Raw genomic sequence first — 13,101 nt, forward strand, 5'->3', positions numbered from 1 at the left:
GGCGGCAACGGCGGCGGTAATGGGAACGGCAACGGCAATGGGGGAACGCGCGGTCGGTAGCCTCAGGCCGTGATCGAGCAGGAACTCGTGCCGCAGCCGCCGGCCAGTGACGGGCCGGCCGGCGATACGGAAACGGGTGGGTCCGCCCCCGGTGCCACCGGGGGCGCGCCCGCGCCCGACAATGCTGGGGGGCAGCACATTTCAACGCAGCGCTACGACTCGCCGGCGCCGCTGGCGCGGGATCTGCGCTCGGCCGACGATCGCGACAAGCCGAGCCGCACCGATGCCATGTCCGCGCAGCTGGCCGATCTCATCGGCGGCCCGGTGGGCGATCACGCGCTGATCGGGCGGGCCCGCTATTGGACGCCGGTGCGCGTCATGCTCGCGTTCGCGGTGCTGTTCCTGGCGCTGAGCTGGTTCGGCAAGGCGGGCTGTATTCAGCAGCGGCCGGACGAGAACGGGCTGCTCGGCCTGGATTGGGACAACGGCCGCCAATACGTGGCCATGTGCTATTCGGACACGGTGCCGCTGTACGGCGCGGAACGCTTGAACGAGGGCGCTTTCCCGTACAAGAAGAAGTGGATCGATATCGACGCCAATGGGAAACCGCAGGCGCGATACATGGAATACCCGGTGGTGTCGGGGCTCTACCAGTACGCGGCCATGGGCATCGCCAAAGCCTGGAAGGCTGCCTCGCATCCGGGGCCGGTGACCGGCGACGGCGAGAAGCGCTACGCCGGACCGCGACTGCCCGACGCGCTGGAAGTGGTCATCTACTTCAATGTGGTGGCCGTCGGCCTGGCGCTGGCGTGGCTGGTGACGGTCTGGGCGTCGGCTCGGCTGGCGGGCAGCCGCCGGGTCTGGGATGCCGCGCTGGTGGCGCTGTCACCGCTGGTGCTGGTGCACGCCTTCACCAATTTCGATGCCCTGGCAACGGCTTTCGCGGCGGGCGGGCTGCTGGCCTGGGCGCGGCGGCGGCCGGTGCTGGCCGGTGTGCTGCTGGGTCTGGGCGGGGCGGCGAAGCTGTATCCGCTGCTGTTGCTGGGCCCGATCCTGGTGTTGTGCCTGCGGGTCCAACGCCACGACGAGGACGATGATCCGGCGTGGGGCGGGCTGCGGCCGCTGCGCGCGGCGTGGGCGGCGATCGCGGCGGCGGCCATCACCTGGCTGGCGGTGAACGCGCCGATCGCGTGGCTGTATCCGGCGGGCTGGCGAGAGTTCTTCCGGCTCAATACCGAACGGCACGCCGACCCGGATTCCATCTACAACGTGATCACCTCGTTCACCGGCTGGACCGGTTTCGACGGGGTGCTCGCACCGGGCCGCGCGCCCACCATCCTGAACATCCTGTCGCTGCTGCTGTTCCTGGCCTGCTGTGCGGCGATCGGCTGGATCGGCCTGACCGCCGCCCGCCGCCCCCGCCTGGCCCAATTGACCTTCCTGGTGGTGGCGGCGTTCCTGCTGACCAACAAGGTGTGGAGCCCGCAGTATTCGCTGTGGCTGGTGCCGCTGGCGGTGCTGGCGCTGCCGCAGCGCCGAATCCTGCTGGCCTGGATGACGATCGACGCCCTGGTGTGGGTGCCGCGCATGTACTACTACCTCGGCACCGATCACAAGGGCCTGCCCGAGCAATGGTTCACCGGCACGGTGGTGCTGCGCGATATTGCGGTGATCGCCCTGTGCGTCTTGGTGATTCGCCAGATCTACCGCCCCGACGACGATCCGGTGCGCCGCGACGGCGCCGACGATCCCAGTGGCGGCCTGCTCGATCGCGCCGCCGATCCGGTCTATCCGTGGCTGCCGCCGTTCTGGCGGCCGCGGACCCCGGTCAGTGCGGGAATCGGCGCGAGCCGGTGACCGACCAGACCTGAACCAGCGCCCCGTCGGCGGTGTCGAACATGTCGATGCCGCTGACGGTCTTGCCGTCCGGGAACTCCGCGTACCAGCGGCAGGCCGAACTGCCGTGCCCCACTTCCGGATTCGCGCCCACCGCGGAGCCTTCGATGCCGAACCGGACGCCGGGCCGGGCGGCGTGGAACTCGTGCAGGAATGCGACGAAGGCGTCCGGGCCGATGACCGCGTCGCCGCGGTGCGTGCCGTCCGCGTCGCCCGCCCCGGCGAACGCGATGCGGAAGTCCGGGGCGCAGAGTTCGCGCGCCAGTGCGAAATTCCCGTTCCACAGGTCGGTCCAGCGGGCGGCGATCAGGTCGGCGGTGGTGTCGGTGACTGGTGTGGTGGTCATGGCGTCGAGCATTCAGGCGTTGCGCGACAACGGTATGTCGGTGATCGCGGTCACATCGATGAGCCGGCCGTCGCCCATCCGGATGGCCGAGGAGTCGAGTCCACGATCCGGCGCGACTTCGGCCAGCACGGTGGCGGACCGGACCCGATCCAGCCGGAAACCCCGGATACCGTCGCGCAACCGGCACCACGCCGACAGATACCAGTGCTCGCCGGCGAGCAAGGCCAGCGGTTCGACCTCGCGCGCGCTGGCCCGGCCCTCACCGTCGACGTATTCCAGGCGCAGCACGCGGCGGCCGAGCACGGCTTCCAGCACTGCGGGCGGTGCGGGCGGAGTCTCGTTGGGCAGCAACCGGATTCGGTCACTGAGCTGAGCGGCGAGCTCACGATCATGCTCGGTCAGCACGGCCAGCACCTTGTGCACGGCCGAGCGCGCGGCCGCCGCGAAGGGCGTACCGGCCAGCTGCGGCAGCGCCACCAGCAGCGCGGTGGCCTCGGTCGCGGTCAGCGAGACCGGTCCCAGCGTGCGCGCCCGCTCCAGCGCGTATCCGCCATTGCGCCCGGGCAGGGTGATGATCGGCAGCCCCGCCTGCTGCAGGGCGGCGATATCCCGCACGATGGTGCGCGCGGTGACCTCGAATCGCGCGGCCAGCTGCCGCGCGGTCCGGGGCCGCGGACTGTACGCGCGCAATTCCTCCGCCAGCGCGTACAGCCGCTCGGTCTTGGTCACTGCCAGGGCAGGAAGAGCCGGTTCGCCTCGGCGGTCAGCGCGCGCTGCAGGAACGGGCCGAAACTGACTCGCGCGACGCCCATTCCGGCGAATTGCACCCGGCTGCCCTGTTCGGGGAAGCCGATGGCATTGACCGGCAGCGGCAGTTCCCGGCACAGGGTGCGCAGCACTTCGGGATCGCGGACGCCGACGGGGTAGAGCACATCGGCGCCGGCGGCGGCCGCCAGCCGCAAACGGGCGAGCCCGCTTTCGAGCCGCTCCTGCGGTTCACCGCCGTCCGGCCGCAGGAAGACGTCGGTGCGCGCGTTGATCACCACGTGCACCTCGGTGGCGTCGGCGGCCTGGCGCAGTTCGCCCACCAGGTCGGCGTGTTCCTGTGGTTCCCGCAGCCGCCCGCCCTCCTTGTGCACGGTGTCCTCGAGGTTGAACCCGACCGCTCCGGCCTGCAGCAGCCCGTCGATGAGGTCCGCGGGCTTGACCCCGTACCCGGATTCGAGATCCACCGACACCGGAATATCCACGGCCGCGGTGATTTCCCGGACCCGGCCGAGCACCTCGGTGAACGCCATCCCCTCCCGGTCCTCTTTGCCCATGGAGTCCGCCAGCGGATGGCTGCCGATGGTGACGCCGGCGAATCCGGCTTCCTGCACCGTCTTGGCCGACCAGGCGTCCCATACGGTCGGCAGGATCACCGGATCGCCCGGCTTGTGGAGCTCGCGGAACAGAACGGCTTTCGCGCTGAGGCTGGTCATCCTCCGATCCTGCCCCGCGTGCCGGGCCGGCGGTAGCACCCGCACTGCTCGATTCGTCACAAACCGGCGAGTTTCCGGACGGCCGCGATGCGCGCGCGGTCCTGGGCGCTGTCGCGGGCCGCCATCAGCGCGATGAGATGGGCGGGAGCCGCGACCGGAATCCCGGCGTGGAGTTCGGCCGCGGCCTCCGCCTCGGGCCAGGTGACGGCATCGTATTCGTAAGTGGCGTCGATGATTCCGTTCCCAAGTGTGGCGCGCAGGTAGTAGCGCCCGGCCAGCATTTCGAGATCGAGCGGCGGATGGACGTCGTCCTGCCAGGACCGCACCCGCCAGCCCCGGGCGCGCAGGGCGGCGGTGCAGGCGTCCGGTCCGATCGCCACGGAGGGCAGCAGCAGATCGCAGTCGCGGACGGGCAGATCGAGCTGTGCGCCGTAGCGCAGGTGCAGGGCGAGGCCGCCGATCACCACGTAGGGCACCCCCGCGGCCCGCAGGGCGCGCAGGGCGGCCAGGTAGGCGGCGATCATCCGGCGGTGCGCAGCAGCACGGCGGTCTCGGATCCCAATCGGCGCAGAGGTTTCCGTTCGCGTGATAGATCATCTTGTAGACCCGGTCGGAGTGGTGGCGCGCCTTCATCAGCTCGTAGTCGGAGGTTTCGAAGGTGACGTCCACCGCGTCCCGCCAGCGGCAGCGCAGGTTCCAGTAGTAGTACCCGCGGGTGTGCCGGATCGGTGTGAAGCCGGCGACGGGATTCCCTGCGGCGGACCAGATTTCGTCGATCAAATCCTCGATCGGCACCCGATCCCGCGCGATGGTGCGCAGCGGCGCGTTCGGCTTGTACAGGTCGCCGAGCCGGGAGAACTCGCGGAAGACCACATCGGTCACCCCCAATTCGTCACGCGCCCAAGCGAGATAGCCCTCCACCCCGGCCAGATCGTGCACGCCGGTGCGCTGGATGACGCAGACCAGCCGCACCGGCAGCGCGGCGCCCAGCTCCCGCACCGTGCGTTCGAACACCGCATTGCCGGCGACCGGTTTGCCGTCCCGGAATCGCATGATCAGATCGTTCGCGGCCTGCTCCCGGTGGTGGCGCGAGACCTCCGCGCGGTCCAGCCCGAAGCGCGCGAGTCGCGGAATCAGCCGCGCCCCATGGGTTTCGCGGGCCAGCCCGGCGGTATTGGTGTAGAGGACCTTCTCGGTGATCGGCCCGTCGTGCGCGTCGAGCAGATCCAGGACGCGTTCCAGCCAATCCGGATCGTCGGTCGATTCCAGTCCCGACAGCGAGAGCCCGAAGGGCAGGCCGCGCAATTCCGCCAGGGCGCGCGCCAATCCTTCGAAATAGCCCGCGCCGGGCCGCAATCCGGCCGAGAGCACGGTGGCGTCGCGATGCCGCAGGGTCTCCGAGCAGAAGACGCAGCGGGCCGAGCACGGCTGGGCGGAGGCGAAGGGGGTGAAGGTCACCGGCAGCGAGAAGGTCCGGTCGATGCCGCCGATCCGGTGCTGGACCAGTTCGGCCCCTTCGTCGATCCGATCGTCGATCTCCACGCCCGGAAACCGTTGCTCGATGGTGGTCATCTGGAGTTCCTCCCCGCCCTACTGTTTTAGTCCTGACGACTACAATAGCGGGTGCGAGGTGGGACGGCTACCCGGGAAGGGTTTCAACGGCCGGAGGTCACCGCCCGCACCTGCTCGATCGCCAGGGCCGCCTCGGGTCCGGTGGCGGCGACTTCGAGGCGATGACCGGGCAGGACGCCGAGGGTGAGCACCCGGGTCAGGCTGTTGCCGGGCACCGGGCCCGCGCCGGTGGTGGCATTGCGCAGCAGCACTTCGGCATCGAGAGCGCCGAGCGCGGAGACCAGTTCGGCGGCGGGGCGGGCGTGCAGGCCGTGTTCGTTGGTGACCTCGAAGACGGCATCGGCCTGCGGGCGGCCGATCAGGGTGTCGGAGCCGGCGTGGTCGTCGGCGGCGGGGCCACCGGGCGGTGCGCCGAGCTGGGCGCGTTTGGCGTCCAGGGCGTGTTCGGCCTCGCGGGCGGTGGCGGCGAGATCCGCGCCGCCCCCGGCCGCCGCCAGGGCGGCGACCAGGCCCTCCACCAGCGGGGCGGCGCACAGGCGCACTTCGTGCGGCGCGTCGAGCAGCTCCAGGGCGGTCTCGGCGGACAAGATGGCGCTGCCGAGATCCATCAGGAGCAGCACGCCCGCACCGGAGTCGGCGGCGGTGATCGCGTCGGCCACCGCGACGGCGTCGGTGCCGAGGGTGTGGTCGTCGAGTCCGGCGGCGATCTCGACGCGAACAGGTTGGGCCGGAAGGAGTTCCGTGGCCAGCGCGACCGCGGCCCGGGCCAGGGGACGGCTGTGCGAGACGACTACGAGACCGATCATCGCAGCGCCTGCCGGGCGGCGCGGACGAGCAGGGCGGCGCTGGTCGCGCCCGGATCCTGATGTCCGGCACTGCGTTCGCCGAGATAGGAGGCGCGACCCTTGCGGGCGACCATGGGAACGGTTGCGTTCCTACCGGTTTCGGCGGCGGCGACGGCCGCGTCCAGCGCCTCCTCCGATGCGGATTGTGCCGCCACCGCTTTGTCGAGCGCGTCGGCGGCGGGTTCGAGGACGTCGACCATGGTCTTGTCGCCGGGTTCGGCCTTGCCGCGGGCCAGCACGCCGTCCAGTCCGGCCCGGAAGGCACGCGCGAAATCGCTTACCTCCGAACCGGATCCGATGGCGGGCGCGCAGCGCAGGAAGAACGTGCCGTACAGCGGCCCGCTCGCGCCGCCGATGGTGCGGATCAGCACCATGGCCGTCTGCTTGAACACCTCGGTGGGGGTGAGCGGCTCGTCGGCGGTGGCCGAATCGTCCAGGGCCGCAACGGCTGCCATCAGCCCTCGCTGCATGTTCGTACCGTGGTCGGCGTCGCCGATGGCCGCGTCCAGGGCGTTCAGTTCATCGGCGTGCTCGTTCACCAGGGCGGCGAAGGCGCGGATCCAGGCCGCGGGATCGACGCTCATCAGATACCCCACCGCAGGGCCGGGGTGCGGACGGGCGCGTCCCACAGGGCGGTCAGGTCCGCGTCGAGACGGGTCAGGGTGACCGAGCAGCCCGCCATGTCCAGGGAGGTGATGTAGGAGCCGACCAGCGACCGGGCAATGTGGATGCCCTCCGCCCGCAACAGCCGCGCCACCTCGTCGAACATGAGATACAGCTCGAGCAGGGGCGTCCCGCCCATCCCGTTGACGAAACACAGCACCTGATCGCCGGATCGGAAGGGCAGGTCGGCGACGATGGGTTCGACCAGCATGGCGGCGATATCGCGGGCGGGGGCGAGCGGGACCCGGCGGCGGCCGGGTTCGCCGTGGATGCCGATGCCGATCTCCATCTCGTCCGCGCCGAGCTCGAAGGTGGGATGCCCGACGGCGGGCACCGTGCCCGAGGTCAAAGCCATTCCCATACTGCGGGATTCGGCGTTCACGCGTTCGGCGACGCGCGCCACCTCCGCGAGCGGCCGGCCCGCCGCCGCGGCCGCGCCCGCCATCTTCTCCAGCACCACGGTCGCGCCGACCCCGCGCCGTCCGGCCGTGTACAGGCTGTCCTGTACCGCCACATCGTCGTTCACCACCACCGCGCGCACCTCCACCCCGGTGTCGGCTTCGGCGAGTTCGGCGGCCATCTCGAAGTTCATCACATCGCCGGTGTAGTTCTTCACGATGTGCAGCACCCCGGCCCCGGCGTCCACGGCGGTGGTGGCGGCCAGGATCTGATCGGGCACCGGGGAGGTGAAGATCTCGCCCGCGCAGGCGGCGTCGAGCATGCCGGGCCCGACGAAACCGGCGTGCAGCGGTTCGTGCCCGGAGCCGCCGCCGGAGACCAGCCCGACCTTGCCGGGCACGGGCGCGTCGGCGCGGATCACCACTCGCGCTTTCGCGTCCACGCGCAGTTCGGGATGTGCGGCGGCCATCCCGGCGAGGGCGGCGTCGACCACGTCGGCGGGCTTGTTGATCAGCTTCTTCACCGGCTGCTCCCTCGGCAGGCTGGGACGAATTCCTAGGCCAGACTGGCACTCCGGTCCGGGCCGCGGTGCGCTTTCGGGCTATGCGGTGTGCTTTTCGGGCTACTCGGGGGCGCCGTCCTCGAGCGAACGGGCCAGTTCGATATCGGTCACCAACTGCACCATGAGATCGCGCAGTTCGCAGTCGGGCAGGTGTTCGGCGGCGAATTCGAAGGGTTCGGAGACGTCCAGTCCGCCCTGGGTGGCGGCCAGGATCACCCACGGGATACCCACTTCGGCCACGCCGAGTCGTTCGCGCACCAGGTCGGTGGTGTCGTCCATGAGATCGTTGCGGCGCGTGACCAGGGTCATCAGCTGTTCGTCGAGTTCGGCGCGGCGGGCTTCCAGCAGACCGGGATCCGCGCCGCTCTCCTGGGCAGGCGTGGTGCGCACCGAACCGTCGTCGTACACCTGGAAGCCCTCGTTGACGGCGGTGGTGCCGAGCGAGACCTCGGCTTCGGTGAGGTCGGGCAGGCTGCGCAGGCAGTCCAGCACCGCGTCCAGGGCGGCGACCAGGCGATCGCGAATATCGCGGCGGCGCAGCAGTTCCCGTTCGGCTTCCTCGCGTTCGGCGAGCGCCTGTTCGACGGCGCGGCCGATCTGGAACGCCATGGCGGTGGATTCCGGCGCCCAGCCGCCCTGCGGGACGAATTCGCCGTCGCGGGGCGTCACGGTGTCGAGGAAGCCGTTGACCGCGTCGAGCAGTCCCTGCAATTGGCCGCGCGACACGGCGGGGTGCCGGAACGCGCGCAGATACTGTTCGTGCGCTTGTGCGGAATCCACCTCGCCGTCACTCACGTACCCGATACTGCCACGCGTTCGCGGCCCATCGGTGCAATGACAGTTAACAACTAGTAATTCTGCTGGGTACCCAATTGCTGCTGGATTACTCCCTGCAGGCGCTGCAGTCCGATGGGGGTGACGCCGCTCTGCAGCTGGCCCTCGATGGTGCGCACCAGGTGCGCGTCGTCGAGGATCTTCTCGCTGGACTGGATGAGCACCGTGCCCGCGCCGGTGAAATCGAACTGGCGCTCCTCGCCGGAGGTCACCCCGAAGCGGGCCGCGCCGGCCGCCAGGAAGCTGCTCACCCAGCGCTGATCATAGTGATGACTGGGGGACGGGCAGTCCGCCCAGCCGACCAGCGATTCCGGATCCACCCGCAGCGGCGGTTCGGCGAACATGACCGGGCCGTTGGAGGAGGCCAGGAACTTGCCGGTGCCGATCAGGGTCAGGAAGCCCGGCACGATGGACTGTTTCAGTGCCAGTTCGGGTTCGAACGCCAGCAGGTTGGCGGCCCGCACCGTGAGGTTGCCGTTGTCCAGGTCGAAGCTGTTGATGTTGTAGCCGCGGTCGCCGATCAGCAGCTTTCCCTGCCCCTCGGCAACCACGTAGTCACCGCCGAAGAGCGGGGCCGAGAACTGTTGCGCCACCATGTGCAACAGCCCGCCCTGCAACCCGTGGGTGAGCGCCTGGAACCGCATCTCGCCGTAGTGGGCGATCATCGCGCCCTTGCGCATGAACCACGGTTTACGCAGATCGATGCAGTAGGCGTAGTCGTTGCCCGGAACATTGTCGCTCTCACCGAGATTCATCGGATTCAGAATCTGGCTCACAGCTTCTCCTCGCTGGCCTGCACGTACACCACGCCCTGCCCGACGCAGTGCAGCTGCATGGCCTCGCCGGAACCGCGGCCGACGGCGTCGCGCCAGCTCAGTGCCGTCTTCAATTCGGTCTGCACATTGCCGTAGGCGGCCACGAACGCCTGCGGATCCACCACCACCGGGTACTGGCCGCCGACCTGGAGTTCCAGGAACCCGCCGTGCGCCAGCAGCACCGCGCTGCCCTGACCGGACAGCTGGGTGGTGAACATGCCCGCGCCGGTGAGCATTCCGCTCGCCGCGCCGCGCAGCGCACCCATCAGGCCGCCGCCGCGCCCACCGCCGCCACCGCCGCCCGAACTCGCCACGGAGACGATCGAACTCTGCAATTGCGCGGTATTGGCCAGCAGCCGTGAGGCTTCCACCCGCAGCACCGCGCCCGGCTGCATGTGCACGATGTGGGTCTCCAGACCCGCGAAACCGTAATGCACTTCGCCGTTGCCGGTGGCCAGCATGGTGCGCTCGTGCTCGCCGGCCATCATGCGCCCGGCCATGCCCATCAGGCCGCCCATGCCGCCCATCTGGCCCGCGCCCGGAATCTGGTGCGGCTGGAAGGACACGTCGCCGGTGTAGAAGAGCATGGACCCGGTGCGGGCCACCACTCCCCCGGCCCGTCCGGCGTGCACCTTGACGACTTTCCCGTTCACCTGCTCGAACATCAGCGGTCCCTCACCGTTCCGCGGGCTGGATCAACACGACGCCGTGCCCGTCGTAGCGCAGCGAGAACGCTTCTCCGCCATCCTGTCCCAGCGCCGAGCGCCACGACACGTCGGTGACGAAGGACTGGTTCAGATTGCCGCGCGAGGCCACGAACGCGTCCGGATCCACCACCAGCGGGTACTGCGGGGACACCTCCAGATGGATGAGCGGCCCGCCCGCCGACAGCAGCGCGACCTGACCGGTGCCGCTGACCGTGGTGGTGAAAAGGCCCGCGCCGGTGGAGGCTCCGCGCAGGCCCGCGAACGCCACATTGGTGCGCAACTGCCCGGCGAAGGCCAGCAGCTGCTGCGATTCCACCTGCAGCGTCTCGTTGTTCAGGTTCACCACGGTGACGTGCTGGCCGTTGACGGCGAAGAACACGCGCCCATTGCCGGTGCATTCCATGAGGGACAGCGATTCTCCGGTGGCGCGGCGTTTCAGTCCCGCCAGCACCCCGTCGCCCCCGCCGAAACCGGCGCTCTTGAACTGCACATTGCCTTCATAGGCGACCATGGAACCCGCGATCGCGCGGAGGCTGTCCCCCGCGAGATGGGCTTCGATCACCTTCTTGGATTTCTCGAACAGCTGCGCCATCACTGCCTCGTACTCGTATTTGCGGCAACCCTAACCGATCAGGTCAACGGCTGGTGTCCGAGTTTTCCCCTAGAGTGGCGTGCGTCAGCATCGACAAGCGAAGGGTCAGTCTTGTCCGCAGTACTGGTGAAGGGCCAGAACGGCCCTTTGAACGTCAATGATGTGGTGATCGGCATCCAGGTCGCGGCCCCCGCGGACCTGTCCGCGCTGCTGGTCACCGAGAGCGGCAAGGTGCGCTCCGACGCGGATTTCGTGTTCTTCAACCAGCCCACCGGTCCCGGCGTGCAGTTGCAGCCCGGCGCTCCCGGCCAGTCCGGCGTGCTGGCGGTGTCGCTGGGCGCGGTGCCCGCCGATATCGCGCAGTTGCGCGCGGTCATCACCCTCGACGATCCGAGCACCAATTTCGGCCGGATCGCGCCGCCGGTGGTGACGGTGTCCGACAGCGGCGGAAATCCGTTGTACGAGTACCGCATCGAGGGCCTCACCACCGAATCCATCGTGATCGCCGTGGAGTTGTACCGGCGCGGATCGGATTGGAAGGTGCGCGCCATCGGCCAGGGGTACGCGGGTGGTTTCGCGGCCCTGGTCACCGATCACGGCGTGAACGTGAACGAGCCCGCCGCGCAGCCCGCGCCCGCGAGCTATCAGCAGCCCGCGCCGACGGGTGGTCCGGGCTATCCGCCGCCCGCGGGCCCGGGCTATCAGCAGCCGGCTCCCGAGCCGTTCCCGGATCGCGACCTGCCCAAGAACCATGCCGTCAGCCTGGTGAAGGGCCAGCGCGTCAACCTCCGCAAGGAGGGCGGCAGCGCGCTCACCTACGTCAAGATGGGTCTGGGCTGGGATCCGGTCAAGCGCGGCGGCCTGCTGGGCAGCCGCGCCGTCGATATCGATCTGGACGCCTCGGTCATCCTCTTCGCCGATATGAGCCCGGTGGATGTCGTCTACTACGGGTCGCTGGCGTCCAAGGACGGCTCGGTCCGGCATCAGGGCGACAACCTCACCGGTGAGGGCGCGGGCGACGACGAGGTCATCCTGGTCGATCTCACCCGGATCTCCCCGCAGGTGACCACGCTGCTGTTCACCGTGACCTCCTACAAGGGTCACACCTTCGAACAGGTCGCGAATGCCTTCTGCCGCTTGGTGGACGGCGCGTCCAATGCCGAACTGGCCCGCTACACCCTGGCCGGCGGCATGCCCTTCACCGGCATGGTGATGGCCAAGGTCTACCGCTCGGGCGGGGACTGGAAGCTGGAGGCCATCGGCGAGGGCATCCAGGCCAAACATCCCGGCGAGGCCGTCCCGCAGCTGGGGCGCTTCGTCGGCGCCTGACCCGCGCACGAGAACGGGCCCGCACCGGATCGGTGCGGGCCCGTCGCGTCGAATCACTCAGCCCTGCAAGCCCATGCCCTGGGCCAGCACCGGCCAGGATCGGTGCAGGTCGTCTTCCCAGTACGGCCAGTAGTGGGTGCCCACCGGATTGAAGTGGTAGGTGGCGGGGATGGCCAGGGAGTCCAGTTTGGTCTTCAGGTTGGTGGTGCAGCCGTTGACGGCGGCTTCGATGCCCATACCGAGACCGAGGTTCACGCCGCCGGTGATGCCGGGCGCGTTGGACAGGTAGTACTGGATGTCCTCGGGCGTGGGGATGCCGTTCCCGGTGGCGACGTAAAGGTTGGTGCCGCGCAGCTTTTCGGCGTGGATGACCGGATCGTTCTCGGCCCACAGCGGACTGTCGTCGGGGCCGTACATGTTCTGGGTGCTGCCGCCGGACCAGGTCTCGACCACGAATTTCACGAACTGGCGGCCGATGGGATCGGCGATCTGCGCGCAGCCGCTGTAAGCGGCGACGGACTGCCACAGCCCGGGTTTGGCTTCGGCGAGTTGCAGCACCGAGGTGCCGGTCATGGATACCCCGGCCAGCGCATTGCGGCCGGTGGAGTTCAGTTGCCGGTCCAGCAGCGGGGGCAGTTCCTCGGTGAAGAACGTCTTCCACTTGTTGACACCGAGTTTGGGATCCTCCTTGATCCAATCGGTGTAGTAGCTGCCGCGCCCGCCGATGGGCAGCACCACGTTCACCGGCTTGTCGGCCAGCCATTGCAGCGCGGTGGTCTGGCCCTGCCAGCTCGCCTCGCCCTCACCGGCGTCGAGGCCGCTGAACAGGTAGAGGTTCGGGGCGGGTTGCGATTCGTCGGCCGGCCGCTGCACGTCGACGGCGACTTCCTTGTCCATCGCGGCCGAGTACACCTTCAGATGCCAGGTGCGGCCGTCCTTGTCGACGGAGGTGATGGCCGAGGCCTTGGCCGGGGCGGCGGTGGCGGCTCCGGCCACCACCCCCGCGGACAGGGCGGCGGTGAACACGGCGGCGGTGATACGGCGCAAGGAAGTTTTCATA

Annotated in this window: 15 protein-coding genes; 3 read left to right on the forward strand and 12 right to left on the reverse strand. The window is 69.4% G+C overall.

Going from position 1 to position 13,101, the window contains the following annotated elements:
* The first annotated feature begins 198 nt into the window (after positions 1-198).
* Positions 199-1,857 carry a glycosyltransferase family 87 protein gene (locus NY1_RS29595; RefSeq protein WP_067720549.1) on the forward strand — a complete coding sequence of 553 codons (1,659 nt, stop codon included), beginning with the start codon at positions 199-201 and terminating at the stop codon, positions 1,855-1,857.
* Here the strand turns inward: NY1_RS29595 and NY1_RS29600 are convergent.
* Genes NY1_RS29600 through NY1_RS29615 form a run of 4 tightly spaced genes read right to left on the reverse strand, consistent with a single transcriptional unit; the run spans position 1,829 to position 4,247 of the window.
* Positions 1,829-2,242, reverse strand: a complete 414-nt coding sequence (locus NY1_RS29600) for a nuclear transport factor 2 family protein (protein ID WP_169815419.1) — start codon at positions 2,240-2,242, stop codon at positions 1,829-1,831. The two genes, NY1_RS29595 and NY1_RS29600, sit on opposite strands and share 29 nt — an antisense overlap.
* A 12-nt stretch (positions 2,243-2,254) precedes the next feature.
* On the reverse strand, positions 2,255-2,971 hold the full coding sequence (locus NY1_RS29605) for a helix-turn-helix transcriptional regulator (RefSeq protein WP_067720426.1): 717 nt from the start codon (positions 2,969-2,971) through the stop codon (positions 2,255-2,257).
* Positions 2,968-3,723: an isocitrate lyase/PEP mutase family protein gene (locus NY1_RS29610; RefSeq protein WP_067720427.1), complete on the reverse strand. Its 756-nt coding sequence runs from the start codon at positions 3,721-3,723 to the stop codon at positions 2,968-2,970. Before NY1_RS29610 ends, NY1_RS29605 begins: the two co-directional genes overlap by 4 nt.
* A gap of 56 nt (positions 3,724-3,779) precedes the next feature.
* Positions 3,780-4,247, reverse strand: a complete 468-nt coding sequence (locus NY1_RS29615; RefSeq protein ID WP_067720428.1) for a hypothetical protein — start codon at positions 4,245-4,247, stop codon at positions 3,780-3,782.
* Positions 4,248-4,440: 193 nt separating this feature from the next.
* On the opposite strand from NY1_RS29615, the gene NY1_RS29620 reads away from it, so the two are divergent.
* The gene (locus NY1_RS29620) at positions 4,441-5,325 is read left to right on the forward strand and encodes a hypothetical protein (protein WP_067720429.1); all 885 of its coding nucleotides are present in this window, start codon (positions 4,441-4,443) and stop codon (positions 5,323-5,325) included.
* Positions 5,326-5,378: 53 nt separating this feature from the next.
* On the opposite strand, the gene dhaM is transcribed toward NY1_RS29620, so the two are convergent.
* The 7 genes from dhaM to NY1_RS29655 all read right to left on the reverse strand — a co-directional run bounded on the left by dhaM (position 5,379) and on the right by NY1_RS29655 (position 10,712).
* Positions 5,379-6,101 carry a dihydroxyacetone kinase phosphoryl donor subunit DhaM gene (gene dhaM / locus NY1_RS29625; RefSeq protein ID WP_067720430.1) on the reverse strand — a complete coding sequence of 241 codons (723 nt, stop codon included), beginning with the start codon at positions 6,099-6,101 and terminating at the stop codon, positions 5,379-5,381.
* A complete protein-coding gene (gene dhaL, locus NY1_RS29630; protein ID WP_067720431.1) occupies positions 6,098-6,724 on the reverse strand; it encodes a dihydroxyacetone kinase subunit DhaL in 627 nt (208 codons plus the stop codon). Before dhaL ends, dhaM begins: the two co-directional genes overlap by 4 nt.
* Positions 6,724-7,725 (reverse strand): dihydroxyacetone kinase subunit DhaK, encoded by a 1,002-nt coding sequence (gene dhaK / locus NY1_RS29635; protein ID WP_067720432.1) that lies wholly within the window; start codon positions 7,723-7,725, stop codon positions 6,724-6,726. The genes dhaL and dhaK overlap by 1 nt, the downstream gene beginning before the upstream one ends.
* A 99-nt stretch (positions 7,726-7,824) precedes the next feature.
* On the reverse strand, positions 7,825-8,559 hold the full coding sequence (locus NY1_RS29640) for a hypothetical protein (RefSeq protein WP_067720433.1): 735 nt from the start codon (positions 8,557-8,559) through the stop codon (positions 7,825-7,827).
* Positions 8,560-8,612: 53 nt separating this feature from the next.
* Positions 8,613-9,374, reverse strand: a complete 762-nt coding sequence (locus NY1_RS29645; protein WP_067720434.1) for an AIM24 family protein — start codon at positions 9,372-9,374, stop codon at positions 8,613-8,615.
* A complete protein-coding gene (locus tag NY1_RS29650) occupies positions 9,371-10,078 on the reverse strand; it encodes an AIM24 family protein (protein WP_067720435.1) in 708 nt (235 codons plus the stop codon). Before NY1_RS29650 ends, NY1_RS29645 begins: the two co-directional genes overlap by 4 nt.
* 10 nt (positions 10,079-10,088) lie before the next feature.
* Positions 10,089-10,712 (reverse strand): AIM24 family protein, encoded by a 624-nt coding sequence (locus NY1_RS29655; RefSeq protein WP_067720436.1) that lies wholly within the window; start codon positions 10,710-10,712, stop codon positions 10,089-10,091.
* 111 nt (positions 10,713-10,823) lie between these two features.
* Between NY1_RS29655 and NY1_RS29660 the strand changes: the two genes are divergently transcribed.
* Complete coding sequence (locus NY1_RS29660) at positions 10,824-12,041, forward strand: TerD family protein (protein ID WP_067720437.1); 1,218 nt, start codon at positions 10,824-10,826, stop codon at positions 12,039-12,041.
* A gap of 57 nt (positions 12,042-12,098) precedes the next feature.
* Here NY1_RS29660 and NY1_RS29665 read toward each other — a convergent pair whose 3' ends face one another.
* Entirely contained in the window at positions 12,099-13,100 is a 1,002-nt protein-coding gene (locus NY1_RS29665; RefSeq protein WP_067720438.1) for an alpha/beta hydrolase, read from the reverse strand.
* Position 13,101: the final 1 nt, after the last annotated feature.

Source organism: Nocardia yamanashiensis NBRC 100130 (assembly GCF_001613325.1).
Classification (GTDB): domain Bacteria; phylum Actinomycetota; class Actinomycetes; order Mycobacteriales; family Mycobacteriaceae; genus Nocardia; species Nocardia yamanashiensis.